This window comes from Actinoplanes sp. OR16 (assembly GCF_004001265.1).
GTDB lineage: Bacteria > Actinomycetota > Actinomycetes > Mycobacteriales > Micromonosporaceae > Actinoplanes.
The window spans coordinates 2,195,111-2,213,786 of the sequence record NZ_AP019371.1 but is presented as its reverse complement, the minus strand read 5'-3'; the positions used below and the strand labels follow the sequence as shown (position 1 = coordinate 2,213,786).

At 69.3% G+C, this 18,676-nt stretch carries 21 protein-coding genes and 1 pseudogene; 6 read left to right on the top strand and 16 right to left on the bottom strand.

What is annotated here, in order from left to right; translation table 11 throughout:
- Positions 1–19 precede the first annotated feature (19 nt).
- The 3 genes from EP757_RS10295 (at position 20) to EP757_RS10285 (ending at position 1,653) form a co-directional block, all read left to right on the top strand.
- On the top strand, positions 20–448 hold the full coding sequence (locus EP757_RS10295) for an OsmC family protein (protein ID WP_014448152.1): 429 nt from the start codon (positions 20–22) through the stop codon (positions 446–448).
- 87 nt (positions 449–535) lie between these two features.
- Positions 536–883, top strand: a complete 348-nt coding sequence (locus tag EP757_RS10290; RefSeq protein ID WP_174262523.1) for a metallopeptidase family protein — start codon at positions 536–538, stop codon at positions 881–883.
- A 26-nt stretch (positions 884–909) separates the two neighbouring features.
- Positions 910–1,653: an AIM24 family protein gene (locus EP757_RS10285; RefSeq protein WP_127544237.1), complete on the top strand. Its 744-nt coding sequence runs from the start codon at positions 910–912 to the stop codon at positions 1,651–1,653.
- 56 nt (positions 1,654–1,709) lie between these two features.
- On the opposite strand, the gene pheA is transcribed toward EP757_RS10285, so the two are convergent.
- The 5 genes from pheA to EP757_RS10260 all read right to left on the bottom strand — a co-directional run bounded on the left by pheA (position 1,710) and on the right by EP757_RS10260 (position 5,070).
- On the bottom strand, positions 1,710–2,657 hold the full coding sequence (gene pheA / locus EP757_RS10280) for a prephenate dehydratase (RefSeq protein WP_127544235.1): 948 nt from the start codon (positions 2,655–2,657) through the stop codon (positions 1,710–1,712).
- A 25-nt stretch (positions 2,658–2,682) separates the two neighbouring features.
- On the bottom strand, positions 2,683–3,297 hold the full coding sequence (locus EP757_RS10275; RefSeq protein ID WP_127544233.1) for a hypothetical protein: 615 nt from the start codon (positions 3,295–3,297) through the stop codon (positions 2,683–2,685).
- A gap of 24 nt (positions 3,298–3,321) precedes the next feature.
- Positions 3,322–3,714 (bottom strand): ACT domain-containing protein, encoded by a 393-nt coding sequence (locus tag EP757_RS10270; protein ID WP_127544231.1) that lies wholly within the window; start codon positions 3,712–3,714, stop codon positions 3,322–3,324.
- Positions 3,715–3,797: 83 nt separating this feature from the next.
- Positions 3,798–4,250 (bottom strand): hypothetical protein, encoded by a 453-nt coding sequence (locus EP757_RS10265; RefSeq protein ID WP_127544229.1) that lies wholly within the window; start codon positions 4,248–4,250, stop codon positions 3,798–3,800.
- An 82-nt stretch (positions 4,251–4,332) separates the two neighbouring features.
- Positions 4,333–5,070 (bottom strand): hypothetical protein, encoded by a 738-nt coding sequence (locus tag EP757_RS10260; protein WP_127544227.1) that lies wholly within the window; start codon positions 5,068–5,070, stop codon positions 4,333–4,335.
- Positions 5,071–5,356: 286 nt separating this feature from the next.
- Between EP757_RS10260 and EP757_RS10255 the strand changes: the two genes are divergently transcribed.
- A complete protein-coding gene (locus EP757_RS10255; RefSeq protein ID WP_127544225.1) occupies positions 5,357–6,544 on the top strand; it encodes an arginine deiminase in 1,188 nt (395 codons plus the stop codon).
- Between the two features lie 502 nt (positions 6,545–7,046).
- On the opposite strand, the gene EP757_RS10250 is transcribed toward EP757_RS10255, so the two are convergent.
- The 9 genes from EP757_RS10250 to EP757_RS10210 form a co-directional block, all read right to left on the bottom strand.
- Positions 7,047–7,922 (bottom strand): DUF5926 family protein, encoded by an 876-nt coding sequence (locus EP757_RS10250; protein ID WP_127544223.1) that lies wholly within the window; start codon positions 7,920–7,922, stop codon positions 7,047–7,049.
- A 60-nt stretch (positions 7,923–7,982) separates the two neighbouring features.
- On the bottom strand, positions 7,983–9,143 hold the full coding sequence (locus tag EP757_RS10245; protein ID WP_127544221.1) for a sensor histidine kinase KdpD: 1,161 nt from the start codon (positions 9,141–9,143) through the stop codon (positions 7,983–7,985).
- Positions 9,144–9,227: 84 nt separating this feature from the next.
- The gene (locus tag EP757_RS10240) at positions 9,228–10,022 is read right to left on the bottom strand and encodes a glycerophosphodiester phosphodiesterase family protein (protein ID WP_127544219.1); all 795 of its coding nucleotides are present in this window, start codon (positions 10,020–10,022) and stop codon (positions 9,228–9,230) included.
- Between the two features lie 8 nt (positions 10,023–10,030).
- A complete protein-coding gene (locus tag EP757_RS10235; RefSeq protein ID WP_127544217.1) occupies positions 10,031–10,366 on the bottom strand; it encodes a rhodanese-like domain-containing protein in 336 nt (111 codons plus the stop codon).
- 17 nt (positions 10,367–10,383) lie between these two features.
- Positions 10,384–11,565: an LCP family protein gene (locus EP757_RS10230; RefSeq protein WP_127544215.1), complete on the bottom strand. Its 1,182-nt coding sequence runs from the start codon at positions 11,563–11,565 to the stop codon at positions 10,384–10,386.
- 93 nt (positions 11,566–11,658) lie between these two features.
- The gene (locus tag EP757_RS10225; protein ID WP_127544213.1) at positions 11,659–12,837 is read right to left on the bottom strand and encodes an LCP family protein; all 1,179 of its coding nucleotides are present in this window, start codon (positions 12,835–12,837) and stop codon (positions 11,659–11,661) included.
- Between the two features lie 159 nt (positions 12,838–12,996).
- Positions 12,997–14,670: a cation acetate symporter gene (locus EP757_RS10220; RefSeq protein ID WP_127544211.1), complete on the bottom strand. Its 1,674-nt coding sequence runs from the start codon at positions 14,668–14,670 to the stop codon at positions 12,997–12,999.
- Positions 14,670–15,014 (bottom strand): DUF485 domain-containing protein, encoded by a 345-nt coding sequence (locus tag EP757_RS10215; RefSeq protein ID WP_127544209.1) that lies wholly within the window; start codon positions 15,012–15,014, stop codon positions 14,670–14,672. Before EP757_RS10215 ends, EP757_RS10220 begins: the two co-directional genes overlap by 1 nt.
- 138 nt (positions 15,015–15,152) lie before the next feature.
- Positions 15,153–15,680 carry a flavin reductase family protein gene (locus EP757_RS10210; protein WP_127544207.1) on the bottom strand — a complete coding sequence of 176 codons (528 nt, stop codon included), beginning with the start codon at positions 15,678–15,680 and terminating at the stop codon, positions 15,153–15,155.
- 92 nt (positions 15,681–15,772) lie between these two features.
- Here EP757_RS10210 and EP757_RS10205 point away from each other — a divergent pair, with 92 nt between their 5' ends.
- Both EP757_RS10205 and EP757_RS10200 read left to right on the top strand, forming a co-directional pair.
- Entirely contained in the window at positions 15,773–16,024 is a 252-nt protein-coding gene (locus EP757_RS10205; RefSeq protein WP_127544205.1) for a hypothetical protein, read from the top strand.
- A gap of 66 nt (positions 16,025–16,090) precedes the next feature.
- On the top strand, positions 16,091–16,318 hold the full coding sequence (locus tag EP757_RS10200) for a hypothetical protein (RefSeq protein WP_127544203.1): 228 nt from the start codon (positions 16,091–16,093) through the stop codon (positions 16,316–16,318).
- Here the strand turns inward: EP757_RS10200 and EP757_RS10195 are convergent.
- Positions 16,315–17,906: pseudogene (locus tag EP757_RS10195) on the bottom strand (ABC transporter permease). The gene EP757_RS10200 and the pseudogene EP757_RS10195 sit on opposite strands and share 4 nt — an antisense overlap.
- Positions 17,903–18,676, bottom strand: a complete 774-nt coding sequence (locus EP757_RS10190; RefSeq protein WP_127544201.1) for an ABC transporter ATP-binding protein — start codon at positions 18,674–18,676, stop codon at positions 17,903–17,905. The pseudogene EP757_RS10195 and the gene EP757_RS10190 overlap by 4 nt, the downstream one beginning before the upstream one ends.

The window sequence follows — 18,676 nt, the reverse complement described above, 5'->3', positions numbered from 1 at the left end:
ATGGGCTAGCGTTTCGGTCATGCCAATTCGTACTGCTTCGGCTCGCTGGGAAGGGAACCTGACCGAGGGTTCCGGCACTGTCAAAACCGGTAAGGGCGGCTTGCAGGGGAACTACTCCTTCAAGTCGCGCTTCGAGGAGGGCGAGGGGACCAACCCCGAGGAGCTCATCGCCGCCGCACACTCCGGCTGCTTCTCGATGGCCTTCTCCAAGGGTCTCGCCGACGCCGGCTTCACGCCGACCTCGGTCGAGACGGTCGCCAAGGTCCGGATGGACAAGGTCGACGGCGGCTTCGGTGTCACGGGCATCGAGCTCGAGACCGTGGGCGACGTCCCGGGCATCGACGAGGCGACGTTCCAGAAGATCGCCGAGGGCGCCAAGGAGAACTGCCCGATCTCCCGGCTCCTCTCCCCGGGGGCTCCGATCACCCTGGTCGCAAAGCTCGCCTGATCTTCGTCGCTGTGGTGACCGGCGTGGCCCCGGCCGCGCCGGTTTCCCGCTGTACGGGTATTTCCGGGCACAATTGCGACCGTGCCGGTGAACATGAGTCGCGAACGGTTCGAAGAGCTCGTCGGTGACGCACTCGACGAGGTCCCCAACGAGTTGCTGTCCCTCATGAACAACGTCGTCTTCCTGGTCGAGGACGCCCCGCCGGACGGCAGCGACGATCTGCTCGGGCTCTACGAGGGGACCGCGCTCACCGACCGGGGCTGGGATTATGCCGGCACTCTCCCCGACCGGATCACCATCTACCGGCTGCCCACACTCCAGGTCTGCGACAGCGACGAGGACGTGGTGGAAGAGGTCGCGATCACCGTGGTGCACGAGATCGCCCACCATTTCGGGATCGACGACCAGCGACTTCACGATCTCGGCTGGGGCTGATTGCTCGTCGTTCCTACGCTGGGATCATGCGCAGCGAACTTTTCTCAGCGGAGAACCTCGAGAAGGAATCGTCTCAGCCCGGCCTCCGGCTGCAGAACTCAAAGCTCCTCAAGGCCGAACTGAACGGGGAGTTCCTGGCCCGGACCGGCTCGATGGTCGCCTATCAGGGGCAGGTCAAGTTCGAGGCGCTCGGCTCCGGCGGCTTCGGCAAGTTCCTGAAGCAGAAGCTGACCGGCGAGGGCGTGCCGCTCATGCGGGTCCGCGGCCAGGGCGACGTCTTCCTCGCCGACCGCGCCTCCGACATCCATCTCATCGATCTGGAGCAGGGCGACGCGCTCTCGATCAACGGGGCGAACGTGCTGGCCTTCGACTCGACGCTGAACTACGACATCAAGGTGGTCAGCGGCGCCGGGATGATGTCCAACGCCGGCCTGTTCAACTGCGTCTTCACCGGCGCCGGCCGGATCGCCGTGATGACGAACGGCACGCCCGTCGTGCTGAACGTGGACGCGCCCACCTATGTCGACCCGCAGGCCGCCATCGCGTGGTCGGCGAGCCTTTCGACCGGTTTCCACCGGGCCGAGCAGTTCAGCTTCGGCAATCTGCTCGGGCGCAGCACCGGTGAGCGGTTCACGATGAGCTTCAGCGGTCGCGGCTTCGTGATCGTCCAGCCGTCCGAGGAGCCGCCGGGTGGCCTGGCCGGCGTCGGCGGCGGTTCTTCGAAGTCCAGCGGCGGCGGCGGGATCCTGGACAACCTCTTCGACGACTGACAGCGCCCTTCGCCGCAGAGCAGGCGACGTGCCGGCCGGGCAGCGGCCCGGCCTCGTCAGGCCAGCTCGCCGGTCCGCAGGTGGGAGAGCCAGGCCGCCGAGTCCGCGAAGTCGCCGTCGGAGAGGCCCGGCGGCGCCGCGACCGGCGGCTCCGGCTGCAACCGGTGCTTCGGGTAGCTGCCGAGGAACCGCACCTCGGCACAGATCCGCCGCAGACCCTGCAGGGCTTCACCGAGGCGCGCCTCGGCCACGTGCCCGGTGCAGTCCAGGAAGAACACGTAGGTCCCGAGCTGCTCACCGGTCGGCCGGGACTCGATGCGGGACAGGTTGATCCCGCGCACGGCCAGCTCGGTCAGCACCGCCAGCAGGGCGCCCACCTGGTCGTGCCGGATCGACACGGCGAGCGAGGTGACGTCGTCGCCGGTCGGGGCGGCCGGCGCGCCGGGACGGGTCAGCAGGGCGAACCGGGTGACCGCCTCGGCCCGGTCGGCGACCTTCTCGGCGAGCACGGTGAGGTTGTTCCGGGGGACGCCGATCGGGGCGCAGAGGGCCGCGTCGTACTCGCCGGCGGCCGCGCTGATCGCCGCTGCCGCGTTCGAGAGCACGTCGACGACGACGGCGTCCGGCACGTTCGCCTGGAGCCAGTGCCGGCACTGGGCGGAGGCCTGCGGGTGGGCCGCGATGGTCCGCAGCCCGGCGAGCGGCGTGAGCGACCGCGACGCCAGCACGAACTCGACGGGCAGCAGCACCTCCCGAGTGATCATCAGCGGGCTGCCGGTGATCAGCTCGTCGAGGGTGACCGGGACGGCGCCACCCACCGAGTTCTCCAGCGGGACCAGGGCGGCGTCGGCCTCACCGGCGCGGACCGCCTCCAGCGCTTCCGGCACACTGCGGGCCGGGGTGCGAACCCCGTGCTCGGCTGCCGGAATGGTGCGCAGGGCGGCCTCGGTGAAGGTGCCCTCCGGGCCGAGGTAGGCGAATCGCGTGGGCGGCGTACCGGGCATCCGCACAGTCTATGTCCCGGATGAATCAGAAGCCGCAGGCCAGGACTCGGATCCCGTCCGGCGCCTCGTCCTGCACCCGGGCGATGCACACGTCGGTTCCGAGGCTGACCAGTGCCAGGGCCGTCCCCTTGCCGGTTGCCACCACCTGCAGGGGCTCGACCTGCTCCTCGGTCGCGCCGGCCAGCTCCACGGTGGTGAACGACCAGGTCCCGGAGCAGTACGGCCCCCCGACGACTTCGAGCGTCGCCTCCGGTACGCCCGGATCCTCCTTGATCAGCGCGAGGATCTGCTTCTTCGTCGGCTCGCCGCTGCATTTGGCGGCGTGCGAGGGCGTGGGGGTCGGCGACTTGGTGAGTGGTCCACCGGTGGTGGGAGCAACGGTGGTCGGTGCCGTATAAACCGGATATGTCGTCGTATAAGTCGGCACGACGGCAGGCGGAACGGTGGCAGGCGGAACGGTGGTCACCGTGGGATCCAGCGGCACGAACGTGACCGGAGGCAGCGACGGCAGGGGCGCCACACTCGGGGCGCTGGCCGCGGGGGCGGCGGTGTAGTCGGGCGCGCTCTGTGGTGGCGCGTCACAGCCGCTCAGCAGCAGGAGACCCGCTGCCGGCAGCAGAAGACGTGTGCGGGGGGACACCGGCTCATCGTAGGAGCCGGAATGTCATCCGGCGATACGGTGACCGACCGAAGTCAGGGTGTTCACGGCCTCGGTCAGGCGTACCGACGGGACCAGCAGGTAGTCGGTGTCGTACGTCGAGAACGTCACGATGTTGACCCGGGCGTCGGCGAGCGGCCCGACCAGCGAGGCGAGCACACCCGTCATGGTCAGGTTCAGGTCGAGGCCGGTCACGCGCAGACATCGCCAGGCCGTGTCGGCGACCGCGCCGTCCGGAACCCGTTCCTGCGGGCAGATGATCGACAGCTCGTCGACGCCCCAGGTCACCGAGATGACGCTCTTGTCGTCCGGACCTGTCGTGAGCGTTGCGGGCAGTGTCGAACCGGCCGGCAGCCGGCACACCGCGTACTCACCTGGTAACAGGTCTAGATCCAGCATGAACGCAGACTACGTTGCGGGCGTGTAACGACCAATGGCCCTCAGCTGCGGCGAACGCCACATCTTCGCGGATAAAGCCGACATCAATAGCGCACTGGGGACAGGAACGTCAGCGAACCGGCCACCCTCTCGCCCGAGCGCAGCGGCGTCGCGATCGCGTCCACTGTCAGCGGCGGCTCGCCGGCCACCCGCATGAGCCCGCGCGCCAGGCTCTCGCTGCGCACGGCGAGCAGCGGCGGGATCTTCTCGGCCTCGGGGTCCTCGAGCTGTCCGGCGCCCGCGGTGAAGTCGATCAGCCGCAGTGCGGAACTGAGCCGCTGCCCGAGCGCCTCGGCCGGCTTGCCGAGCCCGAGCAGCTCACTGCCGGACGGCGAGACGGCCAGGATCAGGCCGTTGTTGTCGACGACGAGACACGGCTCGTCGGCGGTGGTGACCGTCGAGGTCCACCGTTCGACACTGGTGACGAACTCGGCCTCGGCCGGTGTCCGAGCCTGGGGGACGAACGCTCCCGAGAGGGAGAGCTCAACATGCGCCACCCGCTCCTCCTCGCATCAATCGCGGCGACGGCCGGCCCACCTTTCGTGGGTGCGCCGGCGTCGACGGCGTCAGCAAGGAACGTTACCGGCGGGTGGGGCGCTTGTCAGCGGCCGTCTGTCCGTTGCTGTACCAACGGTAGTCACCGGCGGGCCGATAGGGCGCGTTTGCCCAGGTGCCCGGGTGGTGTGCCACGGCCGAGAGTTTGCTCGCGGTAGCCGGGGAGATCTTCGCGCCACCGGCGATCAGCAGGCGGTCGAGCTCCTTGTCGGTTGCCACGAGACAGTCCTTCGGCAGACCGTGAACGCTGATCACGCCGTTTCCGACGAAGGCCAGCACCGCGGTCACCGGCACGTTGAGGCCGACGGCGGCGGAGAGGGCCTTGGCGGCACGACGGGCGTCACGGCGGGCCTCCGCGATGTATTGCGGACGCTTGCCGTTGATCTGGACGACGTCACCGGCGATCAGCACACGGGACCGGCCGTGGTCGGCCACGGTCACCGCGTAGACGCCACCGGGTCCGATCGCGAGGAATCCGGCGCGCTCGTCGGCCGGGTCCGGCTCGTGGTAGGCCTGCATCACGTCGGTGCGCGGCCAGTCCACGATGTGCCAGTTCGGCCCGAGGCGGTCGAGTCGGGTGAGTGCACGCGCCCCGGCTGCCTCGAGACGGCGTGCGTCGCGATCAGCACGACGACGCCGAGCCCACTCGACCGGGGTCAGGCGGGGCGCCTCCAGCGCGGAGGGGCCCTGGTGCTCCGGATCGGCGGGCTCAAGGGATCGGGTCGGGACGGGCAGAGCGGGGCGGGCGGGGAAGACAGTCACTGCGACCTCCGGCAAAAGGTCAGTCGGGCTCTCTTTTCCAACTACCGTACGTGCTCGTGTGCCTACGGAACAGGTCTGGAGTGGGACAAGAAAGGTGAAGGACTATGGATGAATGCCGCATTCACGGACAACATCTTCTTTCGGATGGTGCATCTGTACGCCTGAGTGCCGCAGTCTCGTCGCACTCTGACAAGTTATCGCCGCCGCCCGACAGTTGCATGGCCGTCCCAAGATCTAGTCAGAACGTCACGACCTGATCGCGCTCGGTGCGGCTAACGTCGGCGGTGTGTACGTCGACAGTGAAGTCAGCGCACTGCGCACGGTCCTGCTGCATCGCCCCGGACCGGAACTGGCCCGTTTGACACCTCGGAACAACGACTCCCTTCTCTTCGACGCTATCCCGTGGGTGGGACGCGCCCAAGAGGAGCACGACTCCTTCGCGGAGGCCCTCCGGTCCCGTGGCGTGGAAGTGCTCTACCTCGGATCCCTGCTCACCGAGGTGCTCGCCGTGCCCGAGGCGCGCGACGAGCTGACCGCCGGGGTGCTCACCGACCCGCGTCTGGGTGACTCCCTCCGCACGGTGGTCTCGTCGTACCTCCAAGATCTTGATCCTGATCGTCTTGCCGGCGTCCTGATGGCGGGGCTGGCGCACGAGGAGATCAAGCCAGGTGCGGGTGGTCTCGTCTACGAGATGATGGATCGCTACGACTTCGTCATCGATCCGCTGCCGAACCTGCTCTTCACCAGGGATTCCTCGGTCTGGGTGGGCGATCGGGTGGCGGTCACCAGCCTCGCCATGCCGGCCCGCCGCCGGGAGACGACGATCACTCACGCGATCTACCGCTACCACCCGCGCTTCGCCGGCGTGCCGCTGCTCTACGACCCGTCACTGGAACACGTCGAGGGCGGCGACGTGCTGGTCCTGGCCCCGGGCGTGCTGGCGATCGGCGTCGGCGAACGCACCACTCCGGCCGGCGCCGAACGTCTCGCCCGCCGCGTCCTCTCCGCGGGCCTGGCGCACACGGTCCTGGCGGTCCCGATCGCCCAGGAGCGAGCCACGATGCACCTGGACACGGTCTGCACAATGGTAGATGTCGATGCAATGGTGATATATCCGAATATCGCCACGTCGCTGGTCGCCTGGACGATCACGGCCGGCCTCGACGAACTCCGGGTGACGGCGCCGCGCCCGTTCCTGGAGGCCGCCGCCGAGGCGATGGGCATCGACCACCTGCGCATCATCGACACCGGCCTGGACCCGGTGACCGCCGAGCGCGAACAGTGGGACGACGGCAACAACACGCTCGCCCTGGCCCCGCGCCTCTGCGTCGCCTACGAGCGCAACATCGAGACGAACGAGCAGCTGGAACGCGCCGGCATCGAGGTGATCCGGATCAGCGGCTCCGAGCTGGGCAGCGGCCGAGGCGGTCCGCGCTGCATGAGCTGCCCGATAGTCAGGGATCCACTGCATTAAAGATCAACTTCAGGCTGTCGCAGCGGGGTGGGTGGCCCGGACCGTCGCTCACGCCGAGGGCGCCGCGCTCCTCGCTGGCCGCTGCGCGTCCAGGACGCGAGTTCGCACAGCGCGACCTGAGTGAGTGGAAGCGCCCTCTTCCTATCAGTCCCGCCCCCACAGAGCGACATTTCGGGCGCCGACCCGGCGTATGCCGCTCAGCCGGTCCAGTGGCGGCCCGGCTGTGAGCCATGGGTCGCAAATCGGGCGCTCAACAGCCATGAGTCACAGCCCGCGAGAGCCGGCTGTGACTCACGGCTGTCGAGCGGCTTCAGGGGCGGCGATGAGTCACAGCCGGCGAGAGTCAGCCGTGGCCCATGGCTGTCGAGCGGCTTCAGGGGCGGCGATGAGTCACAGCCCGCGAGAGCCGGCTGTGACTCATGGCTGTCGAGCGGCCTCATGGGCGGCAATGAGCCACAGCCGGAGAGTCAGCTGTGGCTCATTGCTTGGTGGGCGGCAACCGTCAGCGGAGGGTCAGCTGGCGGCCGATCAGGCCCTGCTTCGCTCGGCGGGCTGCCGCGTCCAAGGGCTCGCCGACGGCGAGGGTGTCGGCGTAGCGCTTGGCGAAGTCGGCCAGGGCGGCCTCGAAGTCGGCGCCCTCCGGTTCGCCCGGTACGTCCCAGACGGGGACGAGGAGGCCGTGCGCCCGGAACATGCCGGCGAACTTGGTGTCCTCGCCGAGGAGCAGCTCACCGGCGGCGGAGAGGCGGGCCAGGGCGTCCAGCGCCTTGTCCTCGGTCTCCGGCAGCACCCAGCGGATGTGGCTCTTGTCGGGCGCGACCCGGCACCAGTACGCGGCCTTCGCGGTGGCCAGGCGGACGGTCGGGTAGATGGAGGCGTTCGCCCGTTCGAGGGACGCCCGCACGTTGGCGTCCTGGATCTGATCGGCGTCCAGCCAGTACTCGAAGCCGTCGTGCATGGTGATCTCGAGCGGGCCGTCGACGAGCAGGTCCTGCAGGCGCGGGCCCTCGCCGGGCAGCGCGGGCACTGCCACCGTGTCGCCGGGCTTGGTCTGCAGCGCGCTGAGGATCGCCACGGCCAGGTCGCGGGAGACGTCACCGGACTGGACGTGCCGCTGGAGGCCGATGAAGACGCGGCCGTCCTGGCGGGTCATCGCGGGCCAGGCCATCGGCAGCACGGTGGAGAGGGTGACCGGGCGGTCGCCGTACTCCTCGATGACCGAAGGCTTGAGGGTCAGCGGCGCGGACGCGGCCGGGACCAGCTCACGCAGCGCGACCCACTCGGTCTCGTCTGCCAGGCCCTCGAAGGGGCGGGCGACGAAGATGTCGCGCAGCTTGGTCTTCGGTGCGGTTTCGCGGGACTTCCGACGCTTACTCACGAGGGACCAGCGTAGGCGGTCACTCGGGGCGACCGGTGACGTGGGCCACCAAAGAGTCGATCAGGCGCGCGGCAGACGGACCTCGGCGACGGTGCCGCCACCCTCCCGTGGACGCAGCGAGACCCAGCCGTTCTGTCGTTCCACCAACCGGCGGACCAGGTAGAGGCCGAGGCCGGCGCCGGGCTGACGGCCGTTCTCGCCGGCCTGCCAGTACCGCTCGAAGGCGCTCTCCACGTGTTCCGGGGCTATACCGATGCCCCGGTCGGCGACGCGGAACCGGAGGGTGTCGTCCTCGGTGCCGGCGCAGACCTCGATCGGCGTGTCCGGTTCCGAGTTGCGTTCCGCGTTGGTGGCGAGCTCGGTGAGGATGGTGGCGACCGAGTCGCGGTTCCCGTACGCCTTGGGCAGGTCCGGTGGCAGCTCGCCGAAGTGGATCCGCTGGCGCAGGGCGCCGGGAAGCTCGCCGGCTGCCTCGCGCAGAGCCTCGGCGAGATCGAAGGGGCCGGTCGGCGGGCTGCTGGCGGAACCGTCGTCGGTGGTGGCGGAGAGGAGGCGGTCGAGCAGGCGGGCCAGCTCGCCGGCACGGGTGCCGATGACCCGGGCGGCTTCGCGGCGGCCCGGCTCGCCGAGGGTGTCCCAGTGATTGGTGAGGGTGTCCGCGTATCCCTTGATGACCGTCACCGGTGTGCGCAGCTCGTGGCTGGTCACCGCGACCCAGAGGTCCCTGTCCTCCTGGCGGCGGGCCTGGTCGGGGGCGGGCTCGGGGTGGACCGGGAGGCCGGCCTGGCGACCGTAGAGCCGGCCCAGGTGGCCGGCGATCAGCTCCATGACGGCGTGGTGCTCGGGGCCGGGGTCACCGGCGGCGCCGAAGTAGACGTGCAGGGAGCCGACGACGACGCCGCTCATCTCGCAGCGGGCGCCGAGCGTGTGCCGCAGTTCCCCGCCCTCGATGTTGCCGGCGAACGCGCTGTTCACCGAGCTGAGGTCGCCGGTGTTCGCCACGCGGCGGCCGAGGGCCGGCTCGCAGACGCCGGTGGCCGAGATGATCCGGGCGTGACCGGACGAGTATTCGGCGAAACCGGCGCCGAGAGCGCCGAGCGAGTCCTGGGCCAGCCGGACGAACTGAGACAGCACGGAGAGGCCCGGCTCGCCCGCGTTGACACGGTCGAGCGCCGCGATCTGACCCCGGGTCAGTGTCACGTAGTCGGGACGGTCCGGCATGCCTGGAAGTCTGCCTGGCCCGCCGGGATTTCGGCAGATGAACCTAAGCGGATCCTGGCTTTGACGGGCGATGAGTGTCGCAGGTCACACCCGGCCGAGTTCGTCCAGCACCCATCGGGGACGATCGGTGATCACGCCATCCACGCGGTGTGCGAGGACGAGCGCGAGGTCGGCCGGCTCGTTGACGGTCCACACGTACGTCCGGTGGCCCGCCGCCCGGATCGCCGGCAGCAGTCCCGGCTTCGCGCGGATCAACTCGACGCCGGGTCCCGCGGTGCGCGCCCCGAACGGCAGGCGGCCACGGCCGGCGCCGGGCGGGACGAACTCCATGAGGTACACCCGGGGCAGTCCGGGGGCCTGCGCGCGGATGCGGCGCAGGGCGAGCGCGGCGAACGACATGACCGTCACCTGGACCGGGTCGTCCGGCTTCGGGTCGGCGAGTCCGTAGTGGCGCAACATCCGGACCAGCCGGCGCTCGACCTCGGCGCCGTACCGCGACGGGTGTTTCGTCTCGATCAGCAGCCGCACCTGTCGGCCGCAGGAGAGCAGTGTCTCCAGCAGCCGTTCCAGGGTGAGCAGCCGGGCGAGGTCCGGCAGTTCCTCGTCGGCCGGGTAGCCGGGGTGCCAGGACCCGAAGTTCAGCGCGTCCAGGTCGGCGAGGGTCTTGGCGCTGACCCGGCCCCGGCCGTTGCTGGTGCGTTCCAGCCGCCCGTCGTGGACGCAGACCAGGTGGCCGTCGCGGGTGAGCCGGACATCGCACTCCAGGCCGTCCGCGCCCTCGTCGAGAGCACGCAGGTAGGCGCCGAGGGTGTGCTCGGGTAACGCGTCGGCTCCGCCGCGGTGGGCGAAGACGAGCGGACGGTAGTCGTCGGCGGTCATGGCGGAAGCTAGATCACGCGAGCGGGCTGCCCGTCCTCGCTGACCACGTCTCGTCCGGCGGCGGCCCACGCCTGCATGCCGCCTTCGAGGTTGCGCAGGTTGTCCCAGCCCTGCTGGATCAGGTACGCCGCGACCTGCCCGGACCGTCCACCGGCTCGGCAGATCACCACGACGTCCCCGTCGGTCGGCACCTCGGCCATCCGGGCCGGGACCTCCATCATCGGCAGGTGGTGCGCACCGGGCGCGTGCCCGGCCGTCCACTCGTCGGGCTCACGCACGTCGAGCAGGTATGCCCCGGGCTCGACCTCGGCAGGGGTGACGGTGGGTACGTGTGATCCGAACACGGGACCAGCGTACGGGTTCACTTCTCGGTTGCGACGACGTCCGGGTTGTCGAGGACGAACTGAGCCAGCTTGTCCTCTTTGACCGCCTGGAACATCTCCTTGCTCTTGTCGGTGAAGACCTCCCGGCCGTTGCCGTTGCCGGAGAAGGTGCCGTTGTTCGTCCGGAGCAGGACCAGGTCGTTCGCCGCCACGCCGGACAGGCCGAGGACGAAGTCGGTGAGCTCGATGTCGCCGATGTCCAGCACGAGCGCCTCGCCCGCGGCCTGGATGACCGAGCTGATCTTGAGCGGGTTGGTGAGCATGCCGCTGCCGGCCGCCTTCTTGGCCATCGCCTTGATCAGCTGCTGCTGGTGCCGCTGCCGGTCGTAGTCGCCGTTCTTGAGGCCGTAGCGCTGGCGGGCGTAGTCGAGCGCCTCCCAGCCCTCCATGTCCTTGCAGCCGACCTTGTGCACGACGTCCTTCATCGGCTTGCCGGTCTTGCGGGCGTCGGCGAGCCACATCTCCTTGCCGTCGACGAGCTTCATGTGCTTCGAGGTGACCTGCTGGTCGACGCACATCTTCACGCCGCCGAGCTCGTCGATCACCTTCTTGAAACCGCCGAAGTTGATGATCCCGGCGCCGTCGAAGCTGATCCCGGTCATGTCCTTGAGCGTCTTGGAGAGCAGCTGTGCGCCGCCGGTCCAGCCGGCCCCGTTCTGTGCGCCCCAGTAGAACGCCTCGGTGGCCTTGACCGTGCCGCCGGAGTACTTGCTCGGCCCGAACGCCGGCGCCTGGACCTCGGTGTCCCGGGGGATCGAGATCAGGTACGCCTGATCGTGACTGGCCGGGATGTGCAGGATGATGATCGTGTCGGACCGGAGCTCGTCGGCGGCCCAGCGCTCCCGGGCGTCCACGCCCATCAGGAGCATGTCGATCGGGCCGTCGAGGGTGGCGCCGCCGCCCTCCTCGGCCGTCTTCTTCGCGTCGCCGGTCAGGTTCTCCAGCGCGATGTTCTCGGTGGTCTTGCTGATCAGCACCTTGCCGCCGACCAGCCCGCCTCCGCTCGCCACCAGAAGCACCGCGCCCAGAGACACGGATAGCCGGGCCCACAGCGGCGAGCGTTCCTTCTTCGCCTTCCGAGATTTGATCTCGCGTGGGGCCGGCTTCTCCGGGTCGAGCAGATCGTCAAGATCCGATGGCTGGTCGGCCGTGACGGTCATGCAGCACTCCCGGGAAAGAAGGCGAGGGGCTGCATAACCTTACGGACACTTGGCGTCCATTTGAATATCTGCCAAGTTTCGAAGTGAATCTTTTTACTTCTTGGACGGGTTGGCAGTCATCCATTCGGCCATCTTGTCGTCGGCCATCGCCTTGTAGAGCGTGATCGCCTTCTCCCGGTCGGAGACCACGACCGACTGGCCGTCGATGGTGTCGCTGCCCTTGTTGGGGCTCGTCAGGAACGTCAGGTTGTCGCCGCGCAGGTGCCGGAACTGCAGCGCCATGTCCTTCAGCGAGAAGGTCTCGTCGACGGTGACCGCCGCGGAGACGGAGTCGAGGAAGGCGTCCAGCTTGGTCGGGCTGGTCAGGGTGCCACCGCTGGCGGCCTTGTCCATGATCGCCTTCAGGAACTCCTGCTGGTGCTGCATGCGGGCGAAGTCGCCGCGGGCGAACTGCTTGCGCTGGCGCACCCAGTCGAGCGCCTGGGCGCCGTCCATGTGCATCATGCCCTTGGTGAACTTCCGGTACGGCTTGTGGATCGACGTGATGGTCTGGTCCACCTTCAGGTCGACACCGCCGATCGCGTCGGTGACCTCCTTGAAGCCGCCGAAGTCGATCGCCATGACGTGGTCGATGCGCACGTCGGTCATGCACTCGACGGTCCGCACCGCCCGCGGGATGCCGCCGAACGCGAATGCTGCGTTGATCTTGGCGCGGCTCCCCGACGTACAGGGATCGTTGTTTCCGCTCGGGATCTGCACCCAGAGGTCACGCGGGATCGAGACGAGCTGAGCCGACTTGTGGTCGGCCGGCACGTGCATGATCATCAGCGTGTCGGCGCGCCAGGCGTTCTTCTGGTCCTGCTTGGCGTCCGGGTCCCGCGAGTCGCTGCCGACCAGCAGGATGTTGAACGCGCCGTCGACCGTCTTGGCCGGCCGCTCCGCGGTGATCTCACTGAACGCGTCGGTGCGCTTGAGGTTGTTGTCCAGGCCGTTGAAGTACCCGTACGCCGAGACGCCGGCGATGATCGCGATGATCACCAGCACGATGCCGACCACGAGCGCGATGCGCTTCCAGCGCGGGCGAGGGCGGCGTCCCTTGAACGGCGCGCCCGGACCACCGGGGCCGCCCGGCCGGCCAGGACCGCCGGGACTGCGCGGCGGCGGGTCCGACGGCGTCTGGTAGTCGTCGTAGTAGTCGCGGGGGCCTCCCCCATATGCGGGCACGGACGCCCGCCCGGAGGGGTAGCCGCTGGGGGAGGAGGTGGCTGACATGCTCTCCAGATTACGGAGTGAAGGCGAAGGTTCCGGACCCACGCCTCGCTTCGGCACGAACGTGGGAGATTTTCCAAGACCAGGGCGGGTGCGCCGGAACTTGTGAAAAACAGCACACGGCCCGGCGTGGCGACGCGCCGGGCCGTGTGCGGTGAAGGGTCAGTGTGCCCCGTGGCCGGTGATCGACCGGACTTCGAGCTCGGCGTACTTCAGCTCGTCGGTCTCCTTGGAGATGACCGTCCCGAGCCAGCCGAAGAAGAAGCCGAGCGGGATCGAGATGATGCCCGGGTTCGACAGCGGGAACCAGTGCCAGTCCTGGTCCGGGAACATCGCCGTCGGTGAGCCGGAGACGACCGGGGAGAAGAAGACCAGGATCACGGCGGATGCCAGGCCGCCGTAGATGGACCAGAGCGCTCCGGCCGTGTTGAATCGGCGCCAGAAGAGGCTGTAGAGGATGGCCGGCAGGTTCGCCGACGCGGCCACAGCGAACGCGAGCGCCACGAGGAACGCCACGTTCAGGCTCTGCGCGAAGATCGACAGGGCGATCGCGACGGCGCCGATGCCGAACGCCGCGATCCGGGCGACCCGGACCTCGTCCCGCTCGGAGGCGTTGCCGCGCTTGATCACGTTGGCGTAGAAGTCGTGCGCGAGGCTCGACGACGACGCCAGCGTCAGTCCGGCGACCACGGCGAGGATCGTGGCGAAGGCGACCGCCGCGATCACCGCCAGCATGATCGAGCCGCCGGTGTCACCGCCCAGGTAGTCGATGCCGAGCTGCTGGGCGAGCTGCGGCGCGGCGGTGTTGCCGGCCTTGTCCTGCGCGGTGATGTTGTCGCCGCCGACCAGGGCCGCCGCGCCGAAGCCGAGGGCCAGGGTGAACAGGTAGAAGGTGCCGATGATGCCGATCGCCCAGAGCACGCTCTTGCGCGCGATCCGGCTGGTCGGAACCGTGTAGAAGCGGGTCAGGATGTGCGGCAGGCCGGCCGTGCCGAGCACCAGCGCGAGGCCCAGCGAGAGCAGGTCCATCTTGCTGTAGAACGTCTTCGCCGCGTCCCCGGCCGTCTCCACGCCGTAGCGCAGCCCCGGTTCCAGGAACGCCGTCCCCTTGCCGGATCGTTCGGCGGCGTCACCGAGCAGCGCGGACAGGTTGAACTTGTAGTGCGCGAGCACCAGCAGCACCATGATGAAGGCGCCGCCCATCAGCATGAAGGCCTTGACGATCTGTACGTAGGTGGTGCCCTTCATGCCACCGACCGTCACATAAACGATCATCAGCGCGCCGACCAGGATGATGGTCGCGACCTTGGCGGTCTCGGCGTCCATGCCGAGGAACTCGGTGTCGCCCTTGATGCCGAGCAGCAGCGAGACGAGCGCGCCCGCCCCGACCATCTGCGCGATCAGGTAGAAGACCGACACGACGATGGTGGAGGCGCTCGCGGCGGTCCGGACCGGCCGCTGCCGCATCCGGAACGCCAGCACGTCGGCCATCGTGTACCGGCCCGAGTTGCGCAGGAACTCGGCGACCAGCAGCAGCGCGACGAGCCAGGCGACCAGGAAGCCGATCGAGTAGAGGAAGCCGTCGTACCCGAAGAGGGCGATCAGGCCGGCGATGCCGAGGAACGACGCCGCCGACATGTAGTCGCCACCGATCGCCATGCCGTTCTGGAAGCCGGAGAACTGCCGGCCGCCGGCGTAGAAGTCGGTGGCGGTCTTCGTCTGCCGGCTCGCCCAGACGGTGATCCCGAGCGTGATCGCCACGAAGACCAGGAACAGCGAGATGGTGAGGGTACGCGAGGTGCTGGCCGTGGCCTCGGCGGCGAAGAGGGCGTCCATCAGCCGGCGCTCCCCTCGTTGGTGGCCGCGGGGGTGCTCTCGAGCTCCTGGTAGACGGCGTCGGCTCGCGGGTCGATCTCCTTCGCCGCGAACCGGGCGTAGTACCAGGCGATCGCGAACGTCGAGACGAACTGCAGGATGCCGAAGACCAGGGCGACGTTGATGTTGCCGAACAGCTTGATGCTCATGAAGTCCCGCGCGTACGCGGAGAGCAGCACGTAGAGCGAGTACCAGACGATGAACGCGATGGTCGTCGGGAAGATGAAGCGGCGCAGTCTGTGGCGCAGTTGAGCGAACTCCTCGGAGCGCTGGACTTCGAGGTATCTCTCGGCGGAGGCCGGCACGGGGATTCACCACCTTCGTCGGTGCGGACTTTCCGGCACCGTACGAAGGTGTGGGCCACGTCACCGACCGCCGGTCGTGATGTGCGCCCAGTGGCCGTCTGACTGCGCTGAGCGGCGGGGTGAAGATGGAACTTGTGGCTAAACGGTGAGCTGGGCGTATCGACCGCGGTAGTGGACCAGCGGGGGCGCGTCACCGTTGAAATCCATCGATTCGATCACGCCCTCGACCAGCAGTGCCCAGCCGCACTCCCGGCTGCTCTCCAGCCGGCAACCGGCCCAGGACGCGACGCCGGCGGGCACCGGGCCGTAATCCGTCCGCTGCCACTCGCCGGTCGCGAAGAGGCCGCCCGGCGACGGCATCAGCCCGGCGAACCGGTCGGCGAGCTGCCGGTCGGCCGGGGTCAGCGGGATCACCGCGAACCGGCCGGCGATCGAGGCGGCGTCCCAGAAGTCGCTCTCCTCGTCGATCAGACCGAGGATCCGGCCCGGATCCCCGTCGGCCACCAGCGTGGACGAGACGGTGAGGCCGCTCGGCCCGGGAGTGGTCCAGATCGTCACGGGCGCTGCGAACCGGCCTCGCAGGCGCCGGACCGGGGACTTCGACGAGTCCGGCACGGCGAAGGGATCGGTTGAGTGAATTCGTCCACCCGGCTCGTCGGTGTTCATCCGATCATTCTCCCGATTACAGATTGTGCTAGCCGCTATCCCATTTAATTGATCGCAAACTATTTTGAGGAGGGTCGAGGGAGGGACAGCGGATGGGTTTGCGACCGGGCGACGTCGTCCTGGTCGGCGCCGAGGCGAGCGTCCAGTTCTCGGGCGATCGGGCGCTGACCTTCCGGATCATCCGGGTGGACACCAGGGTCACCTACGACGGCTGGGTCTGGCTGGAGGGCTATGTCCTCGGCCCGGCCGGCAACGCCCTGCAGCGCCGCCGGATCTTCGTGCGCCAGGACGGCCTGCGTACCGTCCTGATCAACCCCGGTCCGCGGACTGCCGGACGCGCCTGACCGTTCTCGAAAGTGGACACTGCGCGTGAGTAGAGTCGTTCCCGTCGATGACGGGAGGCGGCCCGTATGAGTGAGGCATTGCCCCTGGCCGGCGACGTCCTCTACGTCGGTGGCGCGGCCAGTGTGCAGTTCGCCGGCAGCCGGGCGCTGACGTTCCGGGTCATCCGGGTCGATCCGCGCATCACCTATGACGGCTGGCTCTGGATCGACGGCTATGTGCTGGGCGCGTCGGGGGACGCGGTCGAGCGGCGGGTCATCTTCGTCAAGCGCGACGGGCTACGCAAGATTCGCTAGCGGGTCGTCACGGCGGCGAGGAGTTCGGGGGTTCGGCGGTCGAGCAGGGCGCCGGCCAGGTGGGCGCCGAGCAGGTAGGCGGCCAGGCCGTAGGCGGCGCCGAGGAACAGGCCGAGCCAGGTCCACACCGGACCGAGCAGGTAGGCGGCCATCACCAGGGGCAGCGATCCGAGCAGCGCGCCCACCATGCCGCCGAGGCTGGGCAGGGCCTTGCTGATGCCGCCGCCCGAGGAGAGCGCGAACGGCGTCGTCGGGTCGGGCAGCGCGTAGGCGGCGGCCACCGAGATCGGCAGTACCAGGGCGAGGCCGACGCCGTAGGTGGCGAGCAGCAGGCCGAGGGTTGCCGGCACCCGCGAGGGGTTGCCCGCCGCGAATCCGGTCACCACCGCGACGAGGACCAGCATCGGCACGGTGAACAACGCGTGGGCGGCAGCCCGGGAATGCACCTCCAGGCGACCGGGGATCCCGGTGAGGACGTTCGTCGCATAGGCGCTTCCCTCGTACCCGAACTGGTTGGCCAAACCGATCGGCGCGATCGCGCCCACCAGGACCGCGAGTCCCCCGGCGCCCGCGCCATCGGTGCCGAAAGCGGTGGATATCGGCAGGAAGACGCCGGCCACCGCCAGGGTGATCAGGGCGGCTCGGCGCCGGGTCTCGCGCCACCAGTAGCGGGTCTCGCGGGCCATCAGCGCGCCGAAGCGCGACCGCGGCAGCCAGCGTGGGATGAGCGTGCCGACCGGGCCTCGGGCTGCCGGATCGGGGGTCTTCGGGGAGCGGGTGCGGCCACCGGCGCTTCCGACCATGGCGGCTTCGATGGTGCGGCTCCACCAGAGGAGCAGGGCGCCGATCGAGCCTATGACGATCAAGAGCTTCAGGGGTACGGCCCAGAGCCGTCCCGCCATCACGTCGAGCCCGAGCGTGTACGGCGCGGCCACCGGCGTCCAGCCGAGCACCGCGGCGACCGTGGCGGCGCCGTCCCAGTCGGCTCGATTGATCAGGCCGAGCAGCAGCAGCTGGGCCGGTCCGATCGACGCGGCGACCACAGCGAGCAGGATGGTCGCCAGGTCACGGGCCCGCCGTGATCGCAGTGCGGTGGCGAAAGCACTGGTCAGGGCGCGGCTGACGGCTACGCAGAGAAGCAGTCCGGTCAGCACGCCGAGCACCTGGGCGACGGCCGCCACCGGTCCGCCGAGCCGGGCGGCCGAGTCCACGGTCCCGGCCGTCGCCGCGAGGGTGGCCAGGGCCGGCAGCCCGGCGAGCGCTGCCGTTGAAAGACCGGCGATCAGCCTGCGCCGGGGTATCGGCAGCAGCGCGAACTGGGCCGGGTCGAGGGAGTCGTCGACGCCGAAGAAGAGCAGCGGCAGGAAGAGCCAGCCGAGCACGACCAGGGCGCCGCCGAACGGGAGCAGCATTCAGCGGCCTGCACGTTGCCGAGCAGACCCGGTACGGCGAACGTCGCGTAGCCCACGATCGCCGCGAGACCGGCGACGAGAACGCCGACGACGAAGACGACGATCCTCGCCGGCCGGCCGCGCAGTCCGTTGCCGGTGATCCGCAGTTTGAGCCGTACGAACGACCGGATGCTCACAGCCACGCCAGCTCCGAGCCGGTCGCCACCCGGCCGCCGACGACCTGCACGAACACGTCCTGCAATGGCCGTTCGCCGCGGACCTCGGCGAGCGTGCCGTGTAGCCGCAGCACCCCGTCCGACATGATCGCGACGTGCGAGCAGAGCCGCTCGACCACTTCCAGCACGTGACTGGAGAAGATCACGGTGCCGCCGCCGGTCACGTACCGCTGGAGGATGTCCCGGATCAGCGCGGCCGACACCGGGTCGACCGCCTCGAACGGCTCGTCCAGCACGAGCAGCCGGGGCGCATGCAGCAGCGCGCAGGCCAGGCCGATCTTCTTCTTCATGCCGGCCGAGTAGTCGACCACCAGGGTGCGGTTGCCGACGCCCAGCTCGAGCACGTCGAGCAGGTCACGGGAGCGCTGGTCGACCACGTCGGCGGGCATGCCGCGGAGCAGGCCGTGGTAGGCGAGCAGTTCCGGGCCGCTCAGCCGGTCGAACATCCGCACACCGTCCGGGAGCACCCCGACCAGGGCTTTGGCTTCGTGCGGGCTTTGCCAGACGTCGTACCCCCGCAGGACGGCCTGACCCGCGTCGGGCCGCAGCAGGCCCACCGCCATCGACAGGGTCGTTGTCTTGCCGGCGCCGTTCGGTCCGAGCAGGCCGTAGAACGAACCCGCCGGCACATCCAGCGTCACACCGGAGACGGCGAGCCGGGTGTCGAAGTGCTTCACCAGGCCACGCAGCGACATCGCGGGCTCTGGGTGGCGCTGTGCCGGGATGGTCAT

Excerpts from the sequence above, each read along its gene's own strand:
- EP757_RS10245 (WP_127544221.1), bottom strand. The coding sequence starts at position 9,143 with ATGCCGGACCGTCCCGACTACGTGACACTGACCCGGGGTCAGATCGCG.
- EP757_RS10240 (WP_127544219.1), bottom strand. The coding sequence starts at position 10,022 with ATGACCGCCGACGACTACCGTCCGCTCGTCTTCGCCCACCGCGGCGGA.
- EP757_RS10285 (WP_127544237.1), top strand. The coding sequence starts at position 910 with ATGCGCAGCGAACTTTTCTCAGCGGAGAACCTCGAGAAGGAATCGTCT.
- pheA (WP_127544235.1), bottom strand. The coding sequence starts at position 2,657 with ATGCCCGGTACGCCGCCCACGCGATTCGCCTACCTCGGCCCGGAGGGC.
- EP757_RS10220 (WP_127544211.1), bottom strand. The coding sequence starts at position 14,670 with ATGGACGCCCTCTTCGCCGCCGAGGCCACGGCCAGCACCTCGCGTACC.
- EP757_RS10225 (WP_127544213.1), bottom strand. The coding sequence starts at position 12,837 with ATGTCAGCCACCTCCTCCCCCAGCGGCTACCCCTCCGGGCGGGCGTCC.
- EP757_RS10200 (WP_127544203.1), top strand. The coding sequence starts at position 16,091 with ATGAGTGAGGCATTGCCCCTGGCCGGCGACGTCCTCTACGTCGGTGGC.
- EP757_RS10295 (WP_014448152.1), top strand. The coding sequence starts at position 20 with ATGCCAATTCGTACTGCTTCGGCTCGCTGGGAAGGGAACCTGACCGAG.
- EP757_RS10270 (WP_127544231.1), bottom strand. The coding sequence starts at position 3,714 with ATGCTGGATCTAGACCTGTTACCAGGTGAGTACGCGGTGTGCCGGCTG.
- EP757_RS10210 (WP_127544207.1), bottom strand. The coding sequence starts at position 15,680 with ATGAACACCGACGAGCCGGGTGGACGAATTCACTCAACCGATCCCTTC.
- EP757_RS10230 (WP_127544215.1), bottom strand. The coding sequence starts at position 11,565 with ATGACCGTCACGGCCGACCAGCCATCGGATCTTGACGATCTGCTCGAC.
- EP757_RS10190 (WP_127544201.1), bottom strand. The coding sequence starts at position 18,676 with ATGACCATCCCGGCACAGCGCCACCCAGAGCCCGCGATGTCGCTGCGT.
- EP757_RS10205 (WP_127544205.1), top strand. The coding sequence starts at position 15,773 with ATGGGTTTGCGACCGGGCGACGTCGTCCTGGTCGGCGCCGAGGCGAGC.